This window comes from Streptomyces sp. NPDC056738 (assembly GCF_042790435.1).
GTDB lineage: Bacteria > Actinomycetota > Actinomycetes > Streptomycetales > Streptomycetaceae > Streptomyces.
The window spans coordinates 158,552-182,146 of sequence record NZ_JBHTZF010000007.1; the positions used below are offsets into that span (position 1 = coordinate 158,552).

The following is a 23,595-nucleotide window of genomic DNA, read 5'->3' on the forward strand; positions in this document are numbered from 1 at the left end:
TCGTCGGGCCCCGTGAGAGCGGGACCCGCGTGAGGGGCTGATGTGATGAGCGGACTCGGAGAGCAGGGGCGCGGGCTCGGCGAGCGCGCGTCCGCGGGGCGCAGGAACTCGGGCTGGGGTGAGGTACGGCCCTTCTCGATCAAGACCAAGCTGGGCGCACTGGTCGTCATCTCCGTGCTCATCACCACCGGTCTGTCGATGATCGCGGTGCACACGAAGACCGAGCTCCGCTTCATCACCGTCTTCTCGATGATCGCCACGCTGCTGATCACCCAGTTCGTGGCGCACTCGCTCACCGCTCCGCTGGACGAGATGAACGCGGTGGCCCGGTCGATCTGGCACGGGGACTACACCCGCCGGGTGCGGGACGACCGGCGGGACGAGCTGGGCGACCTGGCCCAGACGATCAACCTCATGGCCGACGAGCTGGAGGCCCAGGACCGTCAGCGCAAGGAGCTCGTGGCGAATGTCTCGCACGAGCTGCGCACTCCCATCGCGGGTCTGCGCGGCGTCCTGGAGAACGTCGTGGACGGCGTCTCGGAGGCCGACCCCGAGACGATGCGCACCGCTTTGAAGCAGACGGAGCGCCTCGGCCGGCTGGTGGAGACCCTTCTCGACCTGTCGCGGCTGGACAACGGCGTCGTACCGCTGCGCAGGCGGCGCTTCGAGGTGTGGCCGTATCTGTCCGGGGTGCTGAAGGAGGCCAACATGGTCGCCTCCGCGCGCGCGGACCTCGCCTCGGGCTCGGGCGGCGGTCACACCCGCACGGACGTGCATCTGCACCTCGACGTGTCCCCGCCGGAGCTGACCGCGCACGCGGACCCGGAGCGGATCCACCAGGTCGTGGCGAATCTCATCGACAACGCGGTCAAGCACAGCCCGCCGCACGGCCGGGTGACGGTGCGGGCCCGGCGGGGCGACCATCCCGAGTCGCTGGCCCTGGAGGTCCTGGACGAGGGGCCCGGCATTCCGAAGTCGGAGTGGCACCGCGTCTTCGAGCGGTTCAACCGCGGCGGGGTGCCCGCGCCCCACGGTCCGGGCAGTGACGGCGGTACGGGACTGGGGCTCGCGATCGCCCGCTGGGCCGTGGATCTGCACGGCGGACGCATCGGTGTGGCCGAATCTCAGCGGGGTTGCCGGATCCAGGTCATCCTTCCGGGCCTCCCTTCTCTGCCAAGTTGACGTAAAGTTCGAACCGGAGCCGCAAGATCCACCGCTGTCGCCGGGTGCGTACACGTGTGATCAGGCACAGGGCCGCGTGAAGCTTGCCGCGACCCGGGGCCGCCGTACCCATTCCGATGCGGAACCACGCTTGTTTCCCGCCATTTCCATGGGCGAAACACGGATTCCGATGTGACTTACGCGACGTTGGACAGGCCCGGCCTGACCTTCTCGGCCAGGGAGGCGTAGCCTTTATTCCCGCTGTCCATCACCTTGTGAAGCGGAAGAGGGCGGTTAGCGCCGTGTCGCCACAGTCCCCCAGTAACTCGAGTATCTCGACCGATGACCAAGCCGCCGGGAAGAACCCCGCGGCCGCCTTCGGTGCCAACGAGTGGCTCGTCGACGAGATCTATCAGCAGTACCTCCAGGACCCGAATTCGGTAGACCGAGCCTGGTGGGACTTCTTCGCCGACTACAAGCCCGGGGCGCCCGCCGCCGCGGCTACGGCGGGTGCTGCGGCCGCGGGGGCCGCAGGCACCACCACGGCCGCGCCGGCCGCGCCCGTGCCACCCGCAGCGCGCCAGGCTCCTCCCCAGGCCCCGGCTCCGGCCGCGCCCGCTCCGGCCGCCGCTCCCGCGGCTCCGAAGCCCGCCGCCGCCGCGCCGGCTCCCGCGAAGGCCGCTCCGGCCGCCGCGAAGCCGAAGGCCGCTCCGGCCGCCGAGGCGCCCGAGGGCCCCGAGTACGTGACCCTGCGCGGTCCCGCCGGTGCCGTCGCGAAGAACATGAACGCCTCCCTGGAGCTGCCCACGGCCACGTCCGTGCGCGCGGTCCCGGTGAAGCTGCTCTTCGACAACCGCATCGTCATCAACAACCACCTGAAGCGCGCCCGGGGCGGGAAGATCTCCTTCACCCACCTCATCGGGTACGCGATGGTGCAGGCCATCAAGGCCATGCCGTCGATGAACTGGCACTACGCGGAGAAGGACGGGAAGCCCACCCTCGTCAAGCCCGCGCACGTCAACTTCGGCCTCGCCATCGACCTGGTGAAGCCCAACGGCGACCGCCAGCTCGTCGTCGCCGGCATCAAGAAGGCCGAGACGCTGAACTTCTTCGAGTTCTGGCAGGCCTACGAGGACATCGTCCGCCGCGCCCGTGACGGCAAGCTGACGATGGACGACTTCACCGGGGTCACGGTCTCGCTGACCAACCCCGGCGGCCTCGGCACCGTCCACTCGGTCCCGCGTCTGATGCCCGGACAGTCGGTCATCATGGGCGTCGGCTCGATGGACTACCCGGCGGAGTTCCAGGGCACCTCCCAGGACACCCTGAACAAGCTCGGCATCGCGAAGGTCATGACGCTCACGTCGACCTACGACCACCGGGTCATCCAGGGCGCCGCCTCCGGCGAGTTCTTGCGCATCGTCGCGAACTACCTGCTCGGCGAGACCGGCTTCTACGACGAGATCTTCGAGTCGCTGCGGATCCCCTACGAGCCGGTCCGCTGGCTCAAGGACATCGACGCCAGCCACGACGACGACGTCACCAAGGCCGCCCGCGTCTTCGAGCTGATCCACTCCTACCGGGTCCGCGGCCACGTCATGGCCGACACCGACCCGCTGGAGTACAAGCAGCGCAAGCACCCCGACCTGGACATCACCGAGCACGGGCTCACCCTGTGGGACCTGGAGCGCGAGTTCGCCGTCGGCGGCTTCTCCGGCAAGTCCCTGATGAAGCTGCGCGACATCCTCGGCGTCCTGCGCGACTCGTACTGCCGCACCACCGGCATCGAGTTCATGCACATCCAGGACCCGAAGCAGCGCAAGTGGATCCAGGACCGCATCGAGCGCCCGCACTCCAAGCCCGAGCGCGAGGAGCAGCTCCGCATCCTGCGCCGGCTGAACTCCGCCGAGGCCTTCGAGACCTTCCTGCAGACGAAGTACGTCGGCCAGAAGCGCTTCTCCCTGGAGGGCGGCGAGTCCGTCATCCCGCTCCTCGACGCCGTCATCGACAGCGCCGCGGAGTCCCGCCTGGACGAGGTCGTCATCGGCATGGCCCACCGCGGCCGCCTGAACGTCCTCGCGAACATCGTCGGCAAGTCGTACGCGCAGATCTTCCGCGAGTTCGAGGGCAACCTCGACCCGAAGTCGATGCACGGCTCCGGCGACGTGAAGTACCACCTGGGCGCCCAGGGCACCTTCACCGGCCTGGACGGCGAGCAGATCAAGGTCTCGCTGGCCGCCAACCCGTCCCACCTGGAGACGGTCGACCCGGTCATCGAGGGCATCGTCCGCGCCAAGCAGGACATCATCAACAAGGGCGGCACGGACTTCACGGTCCTGCCCGTCGCCCTGCACGGTGACGCGGCCTTCGCCGGCCAGGGTGTGGTCGCCGAGACGCTCAACATGTCGCAGCTCCGCGGCTACCGCACGGGCGGCACGGTCCACATCGTCATCAACAACCAGGTCGGCTTCACCGCCGCCCCGGAGTCGTCGCGCTCCTCCATGTACGCCACCGACGTGGCCCGCATGATCGAGGCGCCGATCTTCCACGTGAACGGTGACGACCCCGAGGCCGTCGTCCGTGTCGCGCGCCTGGCCTTCGAGTTCCGTCAGGCGTTCAACAAGGACGTCGTGATCGACCTCATCTGCTACCGCCGCCGCGGACACAACGAGTCCGACAACCCGGCGTTCACGCAGCCGCTGATGTACGACCTGATCGACAAGAAGCGCTCGGTGCGCAAGCTCTACACCGAGTCCCTCATCGGTCGCGGCGACATCACCCTCGAAGAGGCCGAGCAGGCGCTCCAGGACTTCCAGGGCCAGCTCGAGAAGGTCTTCACCGAGGTCCGCGAGGCCGTCGCGCAGGCGCCCGAGGCCCACGTCCCGGACGTCCAGGCCGAGTTCCCGGTCGCCGTGTCCACCGCGGTCTCCCAGGAGATCGTGAAGCGGATCGCCGAGTCCCAGGTCAACATCCCCGACAACGTCACCGTGCACCCGCGGCTGCTCCCGCAGCTCCAGCGCCGCGCGGCGATGATCGAGGACGGCACGATCGACTGGGGCATGGGCGAGACCCTCGCCATCGGTTCGCTGCTCCTGGAGGGCACGCCGGTCCGGCTGTCCGGCCAGGACTCGCGCCGCGGCACCTTCGGCCAGCGCCACGCGGTGCTGATCGACCGGGTCAACGGCGAGGACTACACCCCGCTGCAGTACCTCTCGGACGAGCAGGCCCGCCTGAACGTCTACGACTCGCTGCTCTCCGAGTACGCGGTCATGGGCTTCGAGTACGGCTACTCGCTGGCCCGCCCGGACGCGCTCGTGCTGTGGGAGGCGCAGTTCGGCGACTTCGTCAACGGCGCGCAGACGATCGTCGACGAGTACATCTCGGCGGCGGAGCAGAAGTGGGGCCAGACGTCCGGCGTCACCCTGCTGCTGCCGCACGGTTACGAGGGCCAGGGCCCGGACCACTCCTCGGCCCGGATCGAGCGCTTCCTGCAGCTGTGCGCCCAGAACAACATGACGGTCGCCCAGCCGACGCTCCCGTCGAACTACTTCCACCTCCTGCGGTGGCAGGTGCACAACCCGCACCACAAGCCGCTGGTCGTCTTCACCCCGAAGTCGATGCTGCGCCTCAAGGCCGCGGCCTCGAAGGCGGAGGAGTTCACGTCGGGCCAGTTCCGCCCGGTCATCGGCGACGACTCGGTCGACGCGGCCGCCGTGCGCAAGGTCGTGTTCTGCGCCGGCAAGCTGTACTACGACCTGGAGGCCGAGCGGCAGAAGCGCGGCTCCACGGACACGGCGATCATCCGTATCGAGCGTCTGTACCCGCTCCCGGGTGCCGAGCTCCAGGCGGAGATCGCCAAGTACCCGAACGCCGAGAAGTACCTGTGGGCCCAGGAGGAGCCGGCGAACCAGGGTGCCTGGCCGTTCATCGCGCTCAACCTGATCGACCACCTCGACCTGGCGGTCGGCGCGGACGTCCCGGGCGCGGAGCGCCTGCGCCGCATCTCGCGCCCGCACTCCTCCTCCCCCGCCGTCGGTTCCGCGAAGCGGCACCAGGCGGAGCAGGAGCAGCTGGTGCGTGAGGTGTTCGAGGCCTAGGCCTCCGGCACGAGAGCAGCACGAAGGGGCCCGGCCCCGAGTCCAGTGGACTCGGGGCCGGGCCCCTTCCGCGTCGTTGCCCCGGTTCTACGTCGTCACGTCTCCTGCGGTTCGAAGTCCCAGAAGGGCCGGTTGCGGGAGCGGGCGGAGATGGTGTGGACGTGCTGGGCGCCCAGGGTGGTGGCCAGGTCGTCTAGGGCCGCCTGCTCGACCTTCTCCGCCTGGCGGCGGTCCCGCAGCCCGCGCAGATCGGCCGCGAGGGCGATACGGGCCGAGAGGGTCAGCGGGTGGGTGCGGCCGAGGACCTCGGTGGCACGGGTGACGGTGTCCTGGGTGAGCGCCGCGGCCGACTCGGGGTCGCCGATGAGGTTGCGCAGGGCGGCGGCGTTGATGGCGCAGCCGAACGTCCAGGGGTGGTTCTCGCCGACCGCCATCTTCATGGCGGCCAGTGCCTCTTCGATGACGGCATGGGCGTGATCGCGTTCGCCGACGCTGCGCAGGACGAGGGCGTGATTGGCCTGGACGCCCGCGATGTAGGGGTGCCCTTCCTGGAGCATCACCTCGTAGCGGGCGACGACGGATTCGCCGATCTCTCTCGCCTGGTCGATGTCGCCGTGCTCGCGCACGAAGCAGCTCGTGTTGGCGGCGAACCGCAGGGTCTGCGGATGCGTCTCGCCCAGTACGCGCTCACAGCGTTCCAGCACGCTGGCGAACAGCGTCCCCGCTGCTTGGCGGTCTCCGCTGCGGTACTGGCACAGGGCCAGACTGTGCTCGGCGTCCAGCGTCTGCGGGTTGTCCGGCCCCATGACGATGCGGTGCTCGCGCACGCTCTCGATCTGGACGGACTCCGCCTCGGTGTACCGCCCGAGGTAGCGCAGGTCGGTCGCGTAGTGGATCTGCGAGGAGAGCGTCCAGGGATGCCGGCCGCGCAGGAGCTGCCTGCGTGACTCCATGGTGCGCCGGTCGATGTCCAGCGCCTCTTCGAAGTGCCCGAGCAGCCGCAGCGACACGGCCAGATTGTTCTGGGCGCCGAGGGTGCGGGAGTCCGCGTCGCCGAGGAGGTCCCGGTAGGCGGTGAAGATCCACCGGGAGAGTTCGAGGGCTTCGTCGTAGCGGGCGAGACCGCGGAGGTCGGCGGCGAGGCCGGTGGCGGCGCGGAGGTGCTCCAGGTCCTGGGGGCCGCGTTCCTCGCGCAGGTGCTCGACGGCCGCGCGCTCGATGGCCTCGGTGTGCTGGTAGTCGCCGACGGCGCGCAGCAGGTTGGCGTAGTGGTGGGTCAGCTCCCACACCCGCGGGTGGTTCTCTCCCAGGAGGGGCCGCCAGGCCTCCATGGCGCGTTCGCCGAGCCTGATGCCCGACTGGTACTCGCCAGAGATGTACATGTACCGCAGGCAGTTGAAGACCAGCATCTGGACCGCGGAGTCCTTGCTCTGCAGTACGTCCGCGTACTTCAGGTGCGGGACGATCTCCGCGTAGCCGGGCCACAGGCGGGTGTCCGTGGGGCGGCGGGGATCGGCGGCGGCGAGGGCGCGGCGGACCACGTCCATGAACTCGCGGCGGTCCTCGTCGGGCATGTCCTTGTGGACGATCTGGTGGACCATGCGGTGCAGGTACAGGGACTCGCCGGAGGATGCCGCCTCGTCGCCGGCCGCCTCGTGGGACTCCAGGCGGACGACAGAGTACTGGCGGAGCTGGTTGATCGCCCTGTTCCACAGCAGCGGGTCGTTGAGCAGGCCCGCGATCTGTTCCGGCAGTTGGTCGTGCGGCATCTCCTTCAGAAGGCGTACGGGGATGAAGCCGGGCGCGAAGAAGGTGCACAGGCGGAGCAGGTCGACGGACTCCGGGACGGTGTCGCGGAGTTTGTTCAGCAGTATCGACCAGGCGGTCTGGAAGGCGACCGGGAAGTCGGCGGAGATCTTGACGACGTCCTGGTCGATGCCGCCGTCCAGGAGGGCGATGTACTCCTGCACGGACAGGTCCGAGTCGTTGAGCCAGCCGGCCGTCTGGTCCAGCAGGAGGGGCAAGTCCTCCAGCGCCTCGGCGAGTTGGTCCGCCTCGGGTTCGGTCAGGCGGGGCGCGCGGCGGCGGATGAAGGCGACGGACTCGTCGCGGGCGTAGACCGGCACCTCCAGCAGCTTGCTGTTGTGCTCGCTCCACTCGGGGTTGCGCGAGGTGATCAGGACGTGGCCGGGCCCGGTGGGGACGAGGTCGTAGATCTGGTCGGGCTCGTCGGCGCCGTCCAGGATCAGCAGCCAGCGCGAGTACGGGTCGCCCCGGCGCAGCGAGTCGCGTACGGCACGCAGCCGTTCGCCGTACTCGGCACCGGTCGACAGGCCCAACTGCGGTGCCAGTTCGGCCAGTCGGCGCCGGTAGGTGACGCGCTTCTCGGCGTTGACCCACCACACCACGTCGTACTCGGAGCCGAAGCGGTACACGTACTCGGCGGCGAGCTGGGTCTTGCCGACCCCGGACATGCCGTGCAGCGTGACCACGCCCGCGCCCGCCTCGGCGCCCTGGAGCAGGTGGTAGGCGTCGTTCAGGAGCGGCTCGCGGCCGGTGAAGCGGGTGTTGCGGCGGGGTACTCCGCCCCAGACCTCGGGCATGGCGGCCGGGAAGCGGGGGCCGCGCCGGGCGCCCTCGACGGAGTCGGGGAGGGGCTCGGATGCCAGGTCGAGGCGCTCCAGGACGCGACGCTCGGCCTCGTCGGCGCCCATGTTGTTCAGCTCGACCGCGCCGAGCACGGTGGTGGCGGTCGGCAGCGTGCTGTTGGTGACGGAGACGGCCGCGAAGCGGGACGGGTCCGGCGCCACGACCTCGCGCAGCGCGGCGTTCCACTCCTCGTGGGTGCGCGGGCCGAGCTGGAAGTACCACTCACTGACGACGATCAGGATGCGGCCCTTGGCCAGGGTCAGGTCGCGCAGCAGGTCGGCGAGGGGCACCTCGGCCGGGGAGTCCCAGCGCTGGTACACCACGCGATGTCCACGCCGCTCCAGACGGTCCCCGATCCAGGCCGCCCAGGCCCGGTTGAAACCGGCGAAGCTGATGGTGACGGTCTGCTTCGCGGACCCCCTCTCGGCTGGCCCGACCGGTGTACGAGCTCCAGACATGCAGCGGCCTCCCCGCGCGTGATTTTAGAACCGCCGCGAGGGTCGGCGATAGGGCGCAGACGCACGCCGGTCGCCGGCTCCACGGTTCCTTCCCAAACGTGTTCAGCGTCGATCTTGGCGCACGGGCCCTCCCGCGTCCGGGAACCGACTTCTTTCGGCGAGGATGGCGCAATCGAGACGGGTCGTGGCCTGATCGGCAGGCGCGCGGGGCGCGTGCCGAGCAGGCGACGCGACTCGATCGGCCTCCGCCGCGCCCCCCTTGGGATGCGGGCTTCATTCGCCCGGCGCGTGGCGCCGGTTCCACAGGGTCCGGGCGGCCTGTACGTACGCCGTCGCGCGCGCCGCGTGTCCGCGCGGCGGAGGCTGTTCGGCGAGCCGTTCGTACACCTCGACCATGCGGTCGACGAACCGGCGTCCCCGCACGGTGAGATCACCCGATCCGACGAGCGCCGGCAGGACGGCCCCGACCTGTGCCTGGCAGCGCGCGTGCTGCGCCCAGGCGGCGTCGCGGCGGGCGGGAAGCGTGGCGGCGAGCGCGCTGCGCTGGAAGAAGTCCGCGAGCGCGAGGTGGGAGTAGGCGCCCTGCAACAGGCCGTCGTACGGGCGGGGGTCGGGTCGCCAGGGGGCGAAGTGGCGTGCTTCCGGGCTCGCGTGATGAAGCGTCACCATGTCGCTGAGCGCGGCGAGTTTGGCGTGCTGGATCTCGTGGACGAGGGTGGCCGCGAAGGCGGTGGCCGTCGCGGGCGCGCTGCTGAGGATCGCGCCGAAGGCCTCGCGCCGGGTGCCGCTGCAACTGCCGCCCGTGCCGCCGGGGACCGAACCGGGCGGCGCGGCCAGCGGCACCATGCAGCGCAGCAGGGCGGCGGATTCCGCGAGCCGGTTTCCGCCGCCCGTCGCGAGCGCCGCGGCGGTGCCCGACCAGGTGTGCAGCCAGTGCTTGCGGTCGGCTTCGTCGAGCGCGGCCGGGCCGCTCAGGGTGTCCGGGCGGGGGCCGCCGCGGGCGGTGCGGTACGGGTCGAGGTCGTCCAGCGGTACGGCGGCGGAGCCCGGCACCAGACCGGGCAGCGTGTACGCCGATGTCCAGGCGGCCGACTCCGACCAGGCGCCGGTTCCGCTCTGCGGGCGGACGACCACGTCCGTCTCGCCGCGCCGCCGGAACGTCAGCCGGCCTCGCCGGTGCACGACGGTCACCTCGGTCGCCCCCGAACCGGGAGCGCCCGTACGCAGTGCGCCGAGCGAGGGCAGCGCCAGCACGCCGTCGTGGGCCGTCAGGCGTACCGCGTAGGACACTCCAGCACGGGCGGCGGCCGCCGCCGCGAGTGCCCCGAAGTGGGCGAGCGCGCGGTCCTGTTCACGAGCGTCACGGCCGGGGAGCGGACCCGTTCCGGCCCCGAGCGCGCGCAAAGTGGCCCGGGCCCAGGGGCCGATGAAGGGGTGGAGGAGGAAACCGCGTACGAGCGACACCGGGTTCGGGGAGAGGGGATTCGGGTTCGGGGAGGCGGGGATCAGCCCCGGGGACGCGGGGATCAGCCCCGGGGACGCGGGGATCAGCCCCGGGGACGCGGGGTTCGGGCTCGGGGACGCGGGGTTCGGGTTCGGGGACGCGGGGTTCAGATACGGGGACAGGGGGTGCAGGTTCCCGGATACCGGGCCCGGGTGCACGGACACCGGGCCCGGGTGCAAGGACACCGGGCCCGGGTGCAAGGACACGGGGTCCGGATTCGCGGACCGCTCCCGTCGTTCGGCCTCCTCCAGCAGGGACCAGTCCGCACGCAGCCGGTTCAGCGCGGCGGCGGGACAGACGTCCGGAGCGGCCGACTCCGCGGCGTCGAGGACCGCACGGAGCAGGAGCAGCCGGCGGGTGTGCTGGTCGCGGACGAGGAGCCCGAGGGTCTCGGGGCCGCCTTCGGTGCGGCCGAGTTCGTCCACGGCCCGATCCGGGACCGCGGGGAGGATCACGGGACATCTCCTTGGGAAGCGGCGGGGGTGGCGGGGACGGCGGCCTCCGTGAGCCTCCCGGCGACATGGCGGATGAAGCGCTGGAGGTCGGCGCAGTACACGGACGGGTTGGCGAAGCCGTGGCCGGCCCGGTATCGATGCGCGTAGTGTCCGCCGCCACACACGGAGAGCAGGGGGCAGGCACGGCAGCGCGCGGCGAGCGAGGCGGCCCCCGCCTGCCGGGCCGCGACGCCGGGGTGGCGCAGAGCCTGGTCGAAACTGTTCCGGAAGACGTCGAGCCCGGTCCGGGCGGCCCCCTCGTAACAGGACTTGAGGGAGTCGACCTGTTCGATGGAGCCGTCGGTCTCGACGACGACGGCGTCGAAGGGCGCGAGGCCGAGCGACTCGGTGGCGGCGGGCAGCCCGAGCAGCAGCGCCAGGCACTCCTCGAAGAGCCGCACGCGCGTCTCGCGCCGCCCGGCCCGCCACCAGCGGTCGAAGACGGCGCACAGCCAGTCGCCGTAGGGGGTTCCCGGTCCCTGCCGGTGCGGTGGGGGCGCGGACCAGTTGCCGTGCGGGAGCAGCAGGTCGAGGGCCGGTGGCCGGAGCGCGAGCAGGGACTCGTACAGCTCGACCGGGTCCGTCGTGGGGTCGACGACGGTGAGGATCCCGGCGTACGCCTCCGGGTGGCGTTCGGCGATGAGCCGGGCGCCGCGCGCGGCGGCGGGCCAGGACGGGCGGCCGGCGTGGTCGGTGCGCAGCGTGTTGTGCTGTGGCAGGCCGCCGTCCAGGCTGATGCCGACGCGGACGGAGTGCCGGGCCAGGACGGCGAGCCGCCGTTCGGTGAGCAGGGTGGCGTTGGTCTGGACGGTGGCGTGCACGGTGCAGTCGTGCGGGACCAGATCGCGTACGAGGCCGGCGAACCGGACGAGGGTGTCCGCGCCGGCCAGGAGGGGTTCGCCGCCGTGCAGGACCAGGGACAGGGCCGTCATGCCCTGGGCGTCGGCGTGTTCGCCGATCCGCTCCGCGGTCCGTTCCAGGACCTCGGCGGGGGCGCCGGCGGGGCGGGTGCGCCAGGTGTGGTCGGGGCCCTCGTAGAGGTAGCAGTAGCGGCAGGCGAGGTTGCAGCGGCCGTGCATCTTGACGATGAACTGCCGGAAGGGAAAGGGCGGTTCGGGTACGGGACCGTCCCGCGGAGGTCGTACGGGGTGCGGCGCGGAGGTCACGGCGACCGGTGTCGGAGTCGATGCCGGAATCGGCGTGGGCTTCGCCATCGGCATCGGCAGGGGTGTCGGTGTCGGGGAGGTCGCCTCTGCAGACACTCCGGCACCCCCATGGTGTACGGCCGCACGATCCCACGCCGCGAACCGCGCCACGGCCCCCTGCCCGTACCGGGCGACATGCCCGTCCGCGTGCCGGTCACAAACACCGGCCGTCCGAAGTTGTCCGGTTCATTCACAGGGGTGGCTGGCCTTGAACTGACCGCTGGTGAGCGACGGTTGTCCGGGCGGTCGCTCACTTCGCGGTTCAGAAGGCGTTGTTGAACCCCCAGAGCATCTCGCTCGGTTCTCCGGCGCGGGCTCGCAGGTCGGCCAGCACGTCCGTCAGGACCGGGTGTCGGACGGTCCGCAGCTCGGCGAGGTCCAGCTCCAGCAGGTCGGGGACCGGGAGGTCCGCCGGATCCGGCGCCCCGGTCGCCGCGTCCGCGACGGTGTCGTCCCGTACGGCGTCGTCCCACACGCCATCCCGTACGTCGTCGTCCCGTATCCCGTCCCGCGCGTCGTCGTCCCGTATCCCGTCCTGCGCGTCGTCCCGTGCGCCCATGTCGTCTCCCTCGCCGTCCCTGACTCCGCCCCGGCGGCCGCCGGCAGGCGCTCTCACTCCAGCTCGGCCAGCCGCTGTGCCGTCTGGCGGGCCGTCGGCTCTCCCGTGCTCGCGACGCCGTCCGGCAGCCTGGACCACTCGGTCCGTGCGGCCCGGTAGGCCTCGCGCGCGGCACGCGGGCGCGCCGCCGCTTCGTAGGACATACCCCGCCAGTGCTGTGCCCGAGCGGCCAGTTCCACGGCCTCCTGGCGCGAGCGCTCCGTCTCCGCGTCCTCCTCGGCCTCGCGGGCCGACTCGGCCGCGGCCCGGAAGGCGTCGATGGCCTCGTCGAGCCGCGCCTTGCGGCCGAGGCTCTGGTACGCCTCGAACTGGGCCTGTCCGAGCTCCAGCCAGCAGTGGGCGGTGGTGAGCGGCGGGCCGTCCTCCAGGGCCGCGAGGCCGAAGAGGTGCTCGGCCTCGCGCAGGTCGACCCGGTCACCGCGGGCGCGGTAGCGCAGCATCAGCGCGCGGCCGAGGAGCTGCAGGCGGTGGGCGAGTTCACCGCTGCCCGCGGGCGTCTCCGTACGGCAGTCCCGCAGCACCCGGATGGCCCGGTACAGCGATTCGCCGGGGACGCGCGCGCTGTCCGCCACGGCGTGGCGCAGCAGGGCCTCGCCCCATTCGGCGAGGACGTCGGCGTGCGCGGGGGCGTCCCGGGGCACGCCGCGGGAGGCCTGCTCGAACCGCGCGGCGGCGTCCTGGAGTTCGCGCGGGTCGCCCGTGTCGGCGTACCGGGCGACGTGGACGCGTCCGGCGCGCACCAGCAGGGCGGAGCGCAGCCCCTGGTCGCGGGTCAGGGCGAGCGCCTCCTCGACGTGGTCCCGGGCGTCGTCCAGCGCGCCGCCGGACCCCAGGATCGCGTCGACGAGGTCGAGGAGGATGCGGACGCGTGAGGACCGGCCGTCGGGCGCGGGCGTGTCCTCCGGTTCGGTCTCCAGGGCGGCGCGCAGGGAGCGTGCGCCCTGTTCCGCGTACAGCCTGGCCTGTTCGTGGTCGGCGGTGGCGCCCGAAAGGCGCAGCAGGACGCGGCCGTGGGCGAGCGGGAGCCCGGAGGGGCGGCTTCGCCGGTCGGGCCACACGTCGGCGAACGCCTCCAGCATGCCGACCGCGCCCTGGAGGAGCGCGCTGTCTCCGCCGAGACGCCACTGCGCCTCCAGCGCCCGGACCCGTTCCAGGGTGAGCGCCAGGGCCTCGGCGGCGTCCAGGTCGGGCGCGGCGCAGGCCACGGCGTACTCGCGGTCGGCGCGTCGCAGCAGGTCGAGCGCGCCGCGCCGGTCGCCGCGCCGCCTGCGGTCGGTGGCGGCGGCGTGCAGCACCCGGGCCAGGACGGCCCTCTCGCGCAGGGCCCGGGGGTGCGCGACGGCGCGTTCGGCGGCGGCCTCCGCCTCGCGCAGCAGGTCCGCGCCGCCCTGCACCTCCCACAGCAGCAGGACGCAGTTGGCGTACTCGGCCCACAGTTCGGGGTCGGCGCCGGGGAGCACTTCGTGTTCGGTCGCGCCGCGCAGCAGTTGTACGGCGTCGATGAGGTCCTGCACCATGCGGTCGCTGCCGAACTGGCCGGCCAGTGAGCGGGCCCTGAGCACGGCGGGGTGGGTGGGCCCGCGGCCCGGCGGGTCGTCGGGGTGGCGGGTCGGCGCGTAGGTGGCGAAGTGTTCAGGCAGCGGCATGAATCGCTCCAGTACCCGTGCGGCGACCTCGGCGAAGGGCTGGGGGACGAGGGTGGCGCCGCCGTTGTCACCGTTCTCGCCCGGGTATCCGGCGCCGGGCGACAGGGGCGGTCCGGAGCCGTCCTCGCCGAGCTGGGCCAGGGCCAGGGCGGGGAAGTTGGGGCCTCCCTTGCCGAAGCGCTGCTCGATGTACTCGGAGCAGTGCTTGAGCACCAGCATGGCCTCGTCCAGGCCCAGCGGGGACAGCAGGGCTTCCTGCGCGCCGGGCGCGAACTCGTACCACTGGGTGCCGTCCGCGCCGTAGTCCTCGGCCTTGGCGCGGGAGACCAGCCCGCTGAGCAGGACTTCGGCCAGTTCGGCGGGCCCGGAGTCGGGGAGCATGGTGCGCTGGACGAGCTGCATGACGGGGAGGCTGAGGGGGGCCGCGGCCAGATAGCCGGCCAGTCGGCCCGCGGTCTTGGAGGCGTTGGAGCGGAACCGGCTGACCAGTTCGAGCCCGGACATCCGGCGTCCGGGGCGGGCGCTCGGGGCGGGCTCGTGGTGCCTGCGCACCCAGCCGACGGCGCCGGCCACGGGTCCGGCGCCGGCTCCGGAGAGCAGGCGGGCCCAGGCGCCGAGCGCGGCGGGCTCGGGCGGCAGGACGGGCACGGGGAGCGCGCCGCCGCGTGCCTCCGGCGGGGTGCCGGCGGGCAGCCGGACCTTGAGTGTGGCGGCGCCCGCGAGGGCTTCGCCGCGTGTCAGTTCGCCGTACGACACCGGGAGCCGGGTGCGGTTCCACATGCGCTGCGGCAGCGGCTGGAGTACGGCGGCGGGGCCCAGTCGGGACAGGTGGTGCAGGAGTCGGTGGGCGTGGCCGCTGTGCCACAGGGGTCCCGCGCAGTCGCTGACGAGGAGGGTGACGCGGCGGCCCGTCGGGTCGCTGAGCCGGTCGGCGGAGTGCAGCGGGGCCGCCCCGGGTTCGGGGCTGCGGCTGACGGCGGGTTCTCCGTCCGGGCCCTGGTGGAGGTGGCTGATCTGGATGTCCCGGAAGGCGCCGAGCCGGCTGAAGACCTGTTCCAGTTCGGCGAACATCCGGTCCCACACGCGCATGGACGAGGAGGCGTCCATGACGAGCTGGAGCGCGGCGTCGGCGCGGGTGACCCCGCGGAACACCGGCAGGACCAACCCGCCCGCCCGGGCGGTCCGTTCGGCGGTCTCCGGCTCGTCGAGGACGGTGCGCAGGGGTGGTGCGGCGGTGCGGTACGCCTGCAACGGGCGTAATGCGCGCTGGAGTTCGAGGGGGGAGGGAAACGCGGGCGCGGCGGGGACGCCGACCGGCAGCACCGCCGAGCGGCCCTGTCCGTAGCCGCGCGGCGCGCCGTCGCGCGGCACCGGGTAGAGGGCGACGCGCCGGTCCTGTTCCGTGTCCGGCCACGCCGGGCCGGACCGGTCGCCGGGCGCCGTTCCTTCTTCTCCCCGCGGGTCCGGGCGTCCGGCGGCCGGGTCCTCGGCCGCCGTCGCGCGGCCGGACGGCCGTGCGCCGCCCTGTTCGTCGCCGGTCCCGTCCGTCGGGCGTGACCAGCGGGCCAGCCACAGCGCGTCGGCCAGTTGCCGGGCATCGGGATCCAGCCCGGTCCGCCGTATCCGGGCGATGAGTTCGGCGATCGGGTCGCCGCCGGTCATCAGCGCGTCACCTCGGGCGGTCGAGTCGCTGGATGAGCAGGTCGGCGAGCCGGTCGCGGCTGGGCGGGGCCGCGGCGTCGGTGAGGTGGATGGCGTTCAGGAGCTGGTCGGCGGCGACGAGTTCGCTGCGCGAGCGCTCCAGGAAGTGGGTGATCAGGTCGTCCCCGGCGCGCGCGGCCTCGTCGCCGAGGTGGGCGCGTACGAAGGTGGCGAGCCGCTTGTGGTCGGGGCGGCCCAGTTCGAGGTGGATGCAGCGGCGCATGAGCGGGGCGGGGAAGTCGCGTTCGCCGTTGCTGGTGAGGACGACGAAGGGGAAGGCGTGGCAGCGCACCCGGCCGTCGCGCACCCGGGCCTTGGTGCCGTCGGCGGTGAGCACCGCGGCCTCGCCGTCGGGCAGCCGGTCGGCGACGCGCTGGAGTTCGGGTATCTCGAACTCGCCTTCCTCCAGGACGTTCAGGAGGTCGTTGGGCAGGTCGATGTCGCTCTTGTCCAGCTCGTCGATGAGCAGGACGCGCGGGGTCTCGGAGGGCAGCAGCGCGGTGCCGAGCGGGCCGAGCCGGATGTAGCTGCCGATGCCCTCGACGGAACCGGGGGCGCCGGGTTCGGCGGGGCCGGCGCCGTGCGGGGCGGCGAGCTGCACGTCCTGGAGCCGGGCGATCGCGTCGTAGTGGTAGAGGCCGTCCCGCAGCGTGGAGCGGCTGACGATCGGCCAGCGCAGGACGTTGCCGAGGCCGAGTTCGTACGCCACCGAGTGCGCGAGCGTGCTCTTGCCCGCGCCGGGGCTGCCGGTGACCAGCAGGGGCCGGCGCAGATAGAGCGCCGCGTTGATCATCTCGAGTTCCTCGGCGCCGGGCCGGTGCAGTTCGGCCAGGTGCCGGTAGGCGCCCAGCCTGCGGTCCTCGGAGCCGTCGCCGTCGGTGGCGTCCCGGCTCGCGAAGTCGCGCCACGGCGGCGGGGCCGGCAGCCGGTTCATGCCGTCGTGGGGTTCGCCTGCGCCTCGGTAGATGAGCCACTCGCTGGAATCGGTCATTGCCCAGTCCTCGTCGTCACTCGTCCACCCCGGAAACCGTCGATCGTCGCCTCACCGTATCGATCCACGGAGGGCCCCGTAAGGCCCCAAGAGGGGCTCGTGGCAGCCCGGTTCGGCCTCTTTCGAGCATCGTGCGACAACGGCTCCACCGATGCGGTCATGGCGCCTCCAGCAGGTCTCCGGTCCCGGGCAGGGGCCGGCGCGGGTCGTCGTAGAACAGGGCGATCCCATGGGCCCAGTAGGTCTCCGGCCGGCCCTCGCGCAATCCGGCCCGCAGGGCGTGCACGAGGGCGGGGAGCCGGTCCGCGCCGCCCGCGCCCGCCACCGTGTCGCCGGCTCTTCGGTGGAACTCGCCGCAGACCGCTTCGGACTGGCCGCGCCAGCGCCGCCACAGCGCGACGCCGTATCCGCCGTGCACGATCCGAACGAGCGCGACCGGGTCGTCCTCGAAGCGGTGGTCCCCGTAGCGGCAGAGCACCGGGACGGTCCTGTGCGGCAGGCCGCGCAGCGACTCCGCCGCCGGTACCGGTACCCGCAGGCCGTCCTCGCAGTCGAGGACCTCGGCCTGCGCGCCGTGTGCGTGGATCCACCGCCAGCGGGCCTCGCGCTCGTGCCGCTCCTCGTCGGCGGGGAGCGGCTTTCCGGCGTCGAAGGCCGTGTCGGCGGGTTCGGGGAGCTGTTCCCGGTCGGCGCAGCGTACGACGACGGGCCGGTGGGCGCCGAGCGGCGCCTCGTCCGGCCCGAACTGCCAGGCGTCGACGTCGAGTCCGAGCAGCAGGTGGGGCAGCGCCACCTGGAGGTCGACGGGACGTCCGGGTTCGTCGCACTGGCGGAAGGCCTCGGTGAGGGGTGCCGCGAGGACGGCGGGCAGTTCCTCCAGCGGGGTGCGGTCGCCGTCCCGCAGCCGCACCACCTCCCCGGTCGGCCGGCCCACGGAGACGTGCCAGTCGCAGCGGCCGGGCTCCCAGCCGAGCTGTTCCAGTTCGAGCAGGACGTAGAGCCGGGGCGCACGATCGGCGCTCCGCGCGGTGGCGTGCGCCGCTCCTGCTTCCACCGTCGAACGGTCGTGGGGCGCCAACTGGAGCCGTTCGATCCACTGTTGGCCGAGGCGGCGTCGGTAGGCGGGGCCGGGACGGCCCTCGGCGGTCTGCCGCACCCACTCCCACAGCGCCCGTTCGGCGGCCCGGGTGCCCGGCGTGACGAAGGGGCGTTCGGCGGACATCGCCCGCATGGCGTAGTCGAGGACGAGGTCGAGGGCCGCGTCCTGGCGCGAGCTCTCGTACAGCGCCCCGAGCCCGTCGCGCCAGCCGCGCGGGGCCGGGTGCGGGATCGCCGCCTGGTCGCCCAGCAGGGATTCGAGCAGGCCGAGCAGGGCGCGGGTGCTGGCGGGCGGTGGCAGATCGGCGAGCCTGCCGAGCAGTTGGGTCCGCTCCTCGGGGCTGAGGGCCCGGCCGGGCCGGGCGCCGAGCTGGTTCTGGACGTCGGCCCAGGTGCTGCGGTCGGTGTCCGGGTGGCGCTGCCGGTCCCGGTGATAGCGGTCGTGCGCGTGGAAGACGGCGTGGTACGGGTCGTCGTGCTCGGCGGTGGGCTCCTCGGCCGGCACCGGGAGCGACCGCAACTGCTCCACGCCCGTGCAGGTCCCGCCCAGACCGCGGTCCGTGCGCGACTTCAGGACACCGACGACCTCACCGCGTACGGGGTCCACGACCGGCCCGCCCGAGACGCCGGGCGGCAGCACGTCGCCGCCGAGGCGGATCTGTTCGTCGTCGGACCAGCCGCCGAGCGTGCCCTGGACCGTGCAGGTGCCGCTCAGCCGGCGCAGCTCCCCGCCGACCACGGACCAGCCGGAGTAGAGGACGACGGACTCCTCGTAGTAGGCGGCCGGGCGCTCGGTGACGTACGCGCAGTCGTGGTCCACCGGCTCTCGCAGCCGTACCAGCGCGAGGTCGGGGGACGGCCAGGTGCCGCGGGCCGGCAGCCCGGCGCGGTCCGGGAGGACCGTCGCGACCTCGCCGGTGACGGCGGACGTACCGCGGCCCGGTCCCCTCTCGTACACCACCGTCACCTCGTTCCCCTCCCCGCTCCGGACCACATGCGCGCAGGTCAGAACCCAGTTCGGAGCGATGAAGAAGCCGCTCCCGAGGAACGTGCCGGGTTCGTCCAGGGCATACCCGGGGCCCGCGCGATGGATGCGCACGGTGGCGGCCATGACGAGATCACGCAGCGCACGGTGAGCGTTCCCGGGGCCGCCCGATGCGCCCGGGGCGTGCCCGTCCGTCATGCCCCGCCCCCGCCGGAGGGGTCGGTGGCCCCACCGTGCACCGAGGCGCCGGGAGACGCGCCCGCGCGCGGTGCCGCCCGGTCCGGGCCGGGTAACCCGGCGTGCGGGAGGGTCGCGTCCCCTCCGGCGGGGGCGGGTGGCCGCGCCTGCGGGATGGTCCCGGGCCCGTCCGGGGCGGGTGATCCCGCGTGCAGGACTGCGGTCCCCGGTCCGTCCGTCTCGGGTCGCCCCGCGCACGGGGCGGTGGTCCCGGTGCCTCCGGCGGGGGCTGGCGGCCGCGCCTGCGGGATGGCCGCGGGCCCGTCCGGGGCGGGCGATCCCGCGCGCGGGACTACGGACCCCGGTCCGTCCGTCTCGGGTCGCCCCGCGAGCGGGGCGGTGGTCCCGGTGCCTCCGGCGGGGGCTGGCGGCCGCGCCTGCGGGATGGTCCCGGGCCCGTCCGGGGCGGGTGACCCCGCGTGCGGGAGGCCCCCGTCTCCTCCGGCAGAGGCTGGCGGCCGCGCCTGCGGGATGGTCCCGGGCCCGTCCGGGGCGGGTGACCCCGCGCGCGGGACTGCGGTCCCCGGTCCGTCCGTCTCGGGTCGCCCCGCGTGCGGGGCGGTGGTCCCGGACCCGTCCGCGTCGGGTCGCCCCGCGTGCGGGGCGGTGGTCACGGTGCCTTCCAGGTCGGGTGGGGCGCCGTTCCAGGTGAGTGTCACCGTGATGCCCGCCTTGGCCTCGCCGTCCGCGAGCAGTCCGACCACCTTGCCGGCCTTCGCCGTCAGCTCGATGCCGAACTCGACGCTGACCTCGTCGGGCCGCACCGCGCGCAGCGGGGCCGCGAGCGAGCGGGCGACCCCGGTGATCAGCGACTGCAGGGACTCGACCTGCGCCTCGACCCGCTCCGCGAAGCCGACGTCCGTCAGCGACAGCTCGCCGCCGGGATCCTCCAGTTCGTCCGCTCCCGAGATCCGGGCCCACACCGGTGTCCCGTCGGGCATCTCGATCCGTGCGATGCGCGTCACCGCGTCGCTCATGGCATCCCCCGTTCCCCCACGCCCCCGTGGTCCGAGCCGACCTTGCAGGCTAGCGTCGGCGGCCCCCGCACGACAGAGGCCCTCCGCACGTCCCCGCCCCCGGAGCCCCTCCGTCTGGCCCCTGCCCCCGCCTATCCTTTTCCCAGCGTTCCACTTCCCTTTCACCCACGGAGCACCATCCATGTACTTCACCGACCGCGGCATCGAGGAACTTGAGAAGCGGCGCGGCGAGGAAGAGGTCACCTTCGAGTGGCTCGCCGAGCAGTTGCGTACGTTCGTCGACCTGAACCCGGACTTCGAGGTGCCGGTCGAGCGGCTGGCGACCTGGCTGGCCCGCCTGGACGACGAGGACGACGAGGAGTAGGAGCGGAGGCTCCGGGCACCGCCCTCGCGCGGCGAGGGGTCAGTCGTACGCGCGCAGGTGGTCGTACGCCAGACCGAGGGCGCCGCGGAGCATCAGGACGGCGCCGGCGACGATCCAGCCGCCGCTGTGCCGCCGGATCCCCCAGGCGGCGAGCGGAAGGCCCACGGCGAGCTGGGCCGCGGACAGGGTGCGGGCCTTGGGGCCGCGCAGCCAGGGCCCGAGACCGCCGCTCTCCACGACGTCGAGTTCGGCGCCCACGGCGGCGCGCCAGCCGTTCCACTCGACCTGCTCGGCGTCCGGCAGGATCCGGACCGCGTCACGCAGCCGTTCCACGGGTTCGCCGGGGTCGACCCCGGCCGGGAGGATCACCCCCGCGCGTGTGAGGACGGCGAGCAGCCCGCTCACGCGCGCGTGCGCGTCGGCCGCCGGGTCGGGCTGCGTCAGCGGCTCGAGCAGTTGCATGTCGAGCACCGGATCGAGGCCCAGACGGGCGGCGAACGTGCGCATCGCCTCGTCCTCGCCGACCGGGGTGCCGTTCGCCAGCCATTCGTAGCCCACGGTGCGCCGGAAACCGGAGGCCAGGGTGAAGCCGCTGCGGTCGGTGTCCCACCACAGCGCGAGCACGGGCCAGGGCGCGCCGACGGCGAGCGCCGCGGCCCAGCCGGTGAGCACGCGGTCGACGGGTTCCACGCCCTCCTGCCAGGGCCTGCCCTCGGGGACCAGCACGCTCCAGTCGGGCCCCGCTCCGGCGAGCAGCATCCGCTCGCGCAGCAGTTGGACGGCGGGGCCGACCGACTCCGGGCGGGCCCGGCACAGCAACAGGGCGCCGGGGGCCGGGCGGTCGCCCCTGGACGCGCCGGAGGGAGTCGACATAGCCCCACTTTAGGGCGAATTGCCCACTTCGACGCCCCCATGATCCCCAGAACGGGTGTCTTGACTTTGCGCATCCGCGATATATCGTGAATACGGAAGACGCGATATGCCGCGTCGAGCTCGGGCTCGCACGAGGGTCCGGTCCGGTCGAGGAGGTCTGCACCATGTCCGAGTGGTCCGTGACAGAGCCGAGGAAGCTCTCCTTCGACGGCCCCGTCCAGACGGTGCACGTACGCATCGTCAACGGAACAGTGAACGTCGTGGGGACCGACGAGGGTTCCGCCCGCCTGGAGGTGTCGGAACTGGACGGCCCCCCGCTCCAGGTCACCCAGGAGGGCGGCACGCTGACGGTGGCCTACGACGACCTTCCGTGGAAGGGCTTCCTGAAGTGGCTCGACCGCAAGGGTTGGCGCCGTGCGGCCGTGGTCTCCCTGACCGTCCCGACCCGCACGCACGTCGAGGTGGGCGTGGTCGGCGCCGCCGCCGTGGTCTCGGGGACGGACGGACGGGTCCAGGTGAAGGGCGTCACCGGCGACACCACGCTCGTCCGCGTCGCGGGCCCCGTGCGCGTGGAGACCGTCTCGGGGAACCTGGAGGCGCAGGCCGTCACCGGCGACCTCCACTTCAACTCGGTCTCCGGCGACCTGACCGTCGTCGAGGGCTCCGGCACCTCCGTGCGGGCCGAGTCGGTGAGCGGTTCGATGATCGTGGACCTGGACGCCACGGGCTCCCCCACCGACGTCCGGCTGTCGAACGTCTCGGGTGAGATCGCGATCCGGCTCCCGCACCCGGCGGACGCCGAGGTGGAGGCGAACACCGCGAGCGGCAGCGTCTCCAGCGCCTTCGAGGACCTGCGGGTCAACGGCCAGTGGGGCGCCAAGAAGATCACCGGCCGGCTGGGCGCGGGCAACGGCAGGCTGCGGGCGATGACGGTCTCGGGCTCGATCGCCCTGCTGCGCAGGCCACCGACGGAGGACGAGCCGTACGAGGACGTCCCCGAACCCCGCGACACGGCCCGGCCGACCAGCCGGGACACGACCGCGGACTCCGCCCCGGACACGACCGCCGACACACCCCCTGACACGACCGCCGCAACCACCGCGAACGACACGGCCGACACGGCCGACCGCTCGACGGCCGGCTCGGCCGACGACAAGGCGAGCGCCCCCGCGACGGCGACCGCGACCGACAGCGCCGACGACACGGTTGGCGGCACCGCCACGGCGGGCGGCGCGGAAGGCGACACACCGCGCGACGGCGCCACCGAGGGCCGGCCGGCCGACTCGACCGACAAGAAGGTGCTCTGACATGGCCCCCGTCTTCGCCCACGGCCGACTGCGTCTGTACCTCCTCAAGCTGCTGGACGAGGCCCCGCGCCACGGATACGAGGTGATCCGCCTCCTGGAGGAGCGCTTCCAGGGCCTGTACGCGCCCTCGGCGGGCACCGTCTACCCCCGGCTGGCGAAGCTGGAGGCCGAGGGACTCGTCACGCACACCTCCGAGGGCGGCCGCAAGGTGTACGCGATCACCGACGCGGGCCGCGCCGAACTGGCCGACCGCAGCGGCGAGCTGGCCGATCTGGAGCTGGAGATCCGCGAGTCGGTCGCGGAGCTCGCGGCGGAGATCCGCGCCGACGTCCGGGGCGCGGCCGGTGACCTGCGCCGCGAGATGCGGGCGGCGGCCACGGAGGCGCGCCACGGCTCCGGTGCGGGCGCCCGGCCGAAGGAGCACGGCGATCCAACGGGCGGCCCCGGCCTCGACGACTTCCAGGACAGGGAGTCGTGGCGGGCCGCGAAGGAGGAGATGCGGCGCGTCCGGCACGAGTGGAAGGAACAGGCCCGCCGCGCGAAGGACGAGAGCCGCCGCGCCCGCGACGAGGCCCAGCGCGCCCGCCGCCAGGCCAAGGAGGCCCAGGAGAAGGCCCGTGCGCAGGCCCAGGAGGAGATGCAGCGCATGGCCAAGCGTGTCCAGGACCAGGTCCAGGATCATTTCGCGCGGGGCGACTGGCCGACGGGCGTGCGCGAGGGACTGACCGAACTGGCCAAGGAGTTCGGCGACTTCGGGAAGAACTTCGGCAAGGACTTCGGGAAGGATCTCGGCAAGGAGTTCGGCTTCGGCCGCACGCCTTCCGGAGCACCCGTGGACGCGGAGTACTCGGCCACGCCGGAGGACTTCCCCGCCGCGTACGAACCGGACTGGGCCCACGAGGACTCCACGGGCAACCCCGCCCGGGACCTCGACCGGCTGCTCGACCGCTTCCGCGACGACATCCGCGACACGTCCCGCGACCACGGGATCACGGAGGACCAGCTCCGTGACGTCCGCCGCCACCTGTCGGCCGCGGCGGCCCACATCGGCTCGACCCTGCGCAGCAAGCGGCCGTAGCTCCCCCCTAGACGCCGGGCACATGGTCGGCGGGACCACGAAGGTGGCCCCGCCGCCCCGGTCTCCGGCCCCGCTCGCCCCGGTTACCGGCCCCGCTCGCCCCGGCTGCCGGCCCCGCTCGCCTCGCTCGCCAACCCTGCGGCGCCCCGCT

General features: G+C 73.1%; 14 protein-coding genes. 5 read left to right on the plus strand and 9 right to left on the minus strand.

Annotation, left to right across the window (positions count from 1 at the left end):
- Positions 1 to 45 precede the first annotated feature (45 nt).
- Positions 46 to 1,182: an ATP-binding protein gene (locus tag ACFRIC_RS20065; protein WP_382787473.1), complete on the plus strand. Its 1,137-nt coding sequence runs from the start codon at positions 46 to 48 to the stop codon at positions 1,180 to 1,182.
- Positions 1,183 to 1,463: 281 nt separating this feature from the next.
- Complete coding sequence (locus ACFRIC_RS20070; protein ID WP_382787475.1) at positions 1,464 to 5,258, plus strand: multifunctional oxoglutarate decarboxylase/oxoglutarate dehydrogenase thiamine pyrophosphate-binding subunit/dihydrolipoyllysine-residue succinyltransferase subunit; 3,795 nt, start codon at positions 1,464 to 1,466, stop codon at positions 5,256 to 5,258.
- Between the two features lie 95 nt (positions 5,259 to 5,353).
- Here ACFRIC_RS20070 and fxsT read toward each other — a convergent pair whose 3' ends face one another.
- The 8 genes from fxsT to ACFRIC_RS20110 all read right to left on the minus strand — a co-directional run bounded on the left by fxsT (position 5,354) and on the right by ACFRIC_RS20110 (position 19,822).
- Positions 5,354 to 8,365 carry an FxSxx-COOH system tetratricopeptide repeat protein gene (gene fxsT, locus ACFRIC_RS20075; protein WP_382787477.1) on the minus strand — a complete coding sequence of 1,004 codons (3,012 nt, stop codon included), beginning with the start codon at positions 8,363 to 8,365 and terminating at the stop codon, positions 5,354 to 5,356.
- A gap of 273 nt (positions 8,366 to 8,638) precedes the next feature.
- Positions 8,639 to 10,324, minus strand: coding sequence for an aKG-HExxH-type peptide beta-hydroxylase (locus tag ACFRIC_RS20080; RefSeq protein ID WP_382787479.1), 1,686 nt, complete (start codon positions 10,322 to 10,324; stop codon positions 8,639 to 8,641).
- A complete protein-coding gene (locus tag ACFRIC_RS20085; protein WP_382788040.1) occupies positions 10,321 to 11,442 on the minus strand; it encodes an FxsB family cyclophane-forming radical SAM/SPASM peptide maturase in 1,122 nt (373 codons plus the stop codon). Before ACFRIC_RS20085 ends, ACFRIC_RS20080 begins: the two co-directional genes overlap by 4 nt.
- Before the next feature lie 388 nt (positions 11,443 to 11,830).
- Positions 11,831 to 12,127 carry an FxSxx-COOH cyclophane-containing RiPP peptide gene (gene fxsA, locus ACFRIC_RS20090; protein WP_382787481.1) on the minus strand — a complete coding sequence of 99 codons (297 nt, stop codon included), beginning with the start codon at positions 12,125 to 12,127 and terminating at the stop codon, positions 11,831 to 11,833.
- Between the two features lie 53 nt (positions 12,128 to 12,180).
- Positions 12,181 to 15,495 (minus strand): SAV_2336 N-terminal domain-related protein, encoded by a 3,315-nt coding sequence (locus ACFRIC_RS20095; protein ID WP_382787483.1) that lies wholly within the window; start codon positions 15,493 to 15,495, stop codon positions 12,181 to 12,183.
- Positions 15,496 to 15,502: 7 nt separating this feature from the next.
- Positions 15,503 to 16,525 carry an AAA family ATPase gene (locus ACFRIC_RS20100; RefSeq protein ID WP_382787485.1) on the minus strand — a complete coding sequence of 341 codons (1,023 nt, stop codon included), beginning with the start codon at positions 16,523 to 16,525 and terminating at the stop codon, positions 15,503 to 15,505.
- Positions 16,526 to 16,682: 157 nt separating this feature from the next.
- The gene (locus ACFRIC_RS20105) at positions 16,683 to 18,734 is read right to left on the minus strand and encodes a trypsin-like peptidase domain-containing protein (RefSeq protein ID WP_382787487.1); all 2,052 of its coding nucleotides are present in this window, start codon (positions 18,732 to 18,734) and stop codon (positions 16,683 to 16,685) included.
- Positions 18,735 to 18,802: 68 nt separating this feature from the next.
- Positions 18,803 to 19,822, minus strand: coding sequence for a CU044_2847 family protein (locus tag ACFRIC_RS20110; protein ID WP_382787489.1), 1,020 nt, complete (start codon positions 19,820 to 19,822; stop codon positions 18,803 to 18,805).
- A 181-nt stretch (positions 19,823 to 20,003) separates the two neighbouring features.
- Between ACFRIC_RS20110 and ACFRIC_RS20115 the strand changes: the two genes are divergently transcribed.
- Complete coding sequence (locus ACFRIC_RS20115) at positions 20,004 to 20,186, plus strand: DUF6104 family protein (protein ID WP_005312030.1); 183 nt, start codon at positions 20,004 to 20,006, stop codon at positions 20,184 to 20,186.
- Positions 20,187 to 20,225: 39 nt separating this feature from the next.
- On the opposite strand, the gene ACFRIC_RS20120 is transcribed toward ACFRIC_RS20115, so the two are convergent.
- Positions 20,226 to 21,059 carry a hypothetical protein gene (locus ACFRIC_RS20120; RefSeq protein WP_382787492.1) on the minus strand — a complete coding sequence of 278 codons (834 nt, stop codon included), beginning with the start codon at positions 21,057 to 21,059 and terminating at the stop codon, positions 20,226 to 20,228.
- A 164-nt stretch (positions 21,060 to 21,223) separates the two neighbouring features.
- Between ACFRIC_RS20120 and ACFRIC_RS20125 the strand changes: the two genes are divergently transcribed.
- A complete protein-coding gene (locus ACFRIC_RS20125) occupies positions 21,224 to 22,366 on the plus strand; it encodes a DUF4097 domain-containing protein (RefSeq protein WP_382787494.1) in 1,143 nt (380 codons plus the stop codon).
- A gap of 1 nt (position 22,367) precedes the next feature.
- Positions 22,368 to 23,444, plus strand: a complete 1,077-nt coding sequence (locus ACFRIC_RS20130; RefSeq protein ID WP_382787496.1) for a helix-turn-helix transcriptional regulator — start codon at positions 22,368 to 22,370, stop codon at positions 23,442 to 23,444.
- Positions 23,445 to 23,595 lie beyond the last annotated feature (151 nt).

Bases quoted from the DNA above. Each gene is read 5' to 3' on its own strand.
- ACFRIC_RS20065 (WP_382787473.1), top strand. From the start codon at position 46: ATGAGCGGACTCGGAGAGCAGGGGCGCGGGCTCGGCGAGCGCGCGTCC.
- fxsT (WP_382787477.1), bottom strand. From the start codon at position 8,365: ATGTCTGGAGCTCGTACACCGGTCGGGCCAGCCGAGAGGGGGTCCGCG.
- ACFRIC_RS20085 (WP_382788040.1), bottom strand. From the start codon at position 11,442: ATGCACGGCCGCTGCAACCTCGCCTGCCGCTACTGCTACCTCTACGAG.
- fxsA (WP_382787481.1), bottom strand. From the start codon at position 12,127: ATGGGCGCACGGGACGACGCGCAGGACGGGATACGGGACGACGACGCG.
- ACFRIC_RS20095 (WP_382787483.1), bottom strand. From the start codon at position 15,495: ATGACCGGCGGCGACCCGATCGCCGAACTCATCGCCCGGATACGGCGG.
- ACFRIC_RS20100 (WP_382787485.1), bottom strand. From the start codon at position 16,525: ATGACCGATTCCAGCGAGTGGCTCATCTACCGAGGCGCAGGCGAACCC.
- ACFRIC_RS20105 (WP_382787487.1), bottom strand. From the start codon at position 18,734: ATGGCCGCCACCGTGCGCATCCATCGCGCGGGCCCCGGGTATGCCCTG.
- ACFRIC_RS20110 (WP_382787489.1), bottom strand. From the start codon at position 19,822: ATGAGCGACGCGGTGACGCGCATCGCACGGATCGAGATGCCCGACGGG.
- ACFRIC_RS20115 (WP_005312030.1), top strand. From the start codon at position 20,004: ATGTACTTCACCGACCGCGGCATCGAGGAACTTGAGAAGCGGCGCGGC.
- ACFRIC_RS20120 (WP_382787492.1), bottom strand. From the start codon at position 21,059: ATGTCGACTCCCTCCGGCGCGTCCAGGGGCGACCGCCCGGCCCCCGGC.
- ACFRIC_RS20125 (WP_382787494.1), top strand. From the start codon at position 21,224: ATGTCCGAGTGGTCCGTGACAGAGCCGAGGAAGCTCTCCTTCGACGGC.
- ACFRIC_RS20130 (WP_382787496.1), top strand. From the start codon at position 22,368: ATGGCCCCCGTCTTCGCCCACGGCCGACTGCGTCTGTACCTCCTCAAG.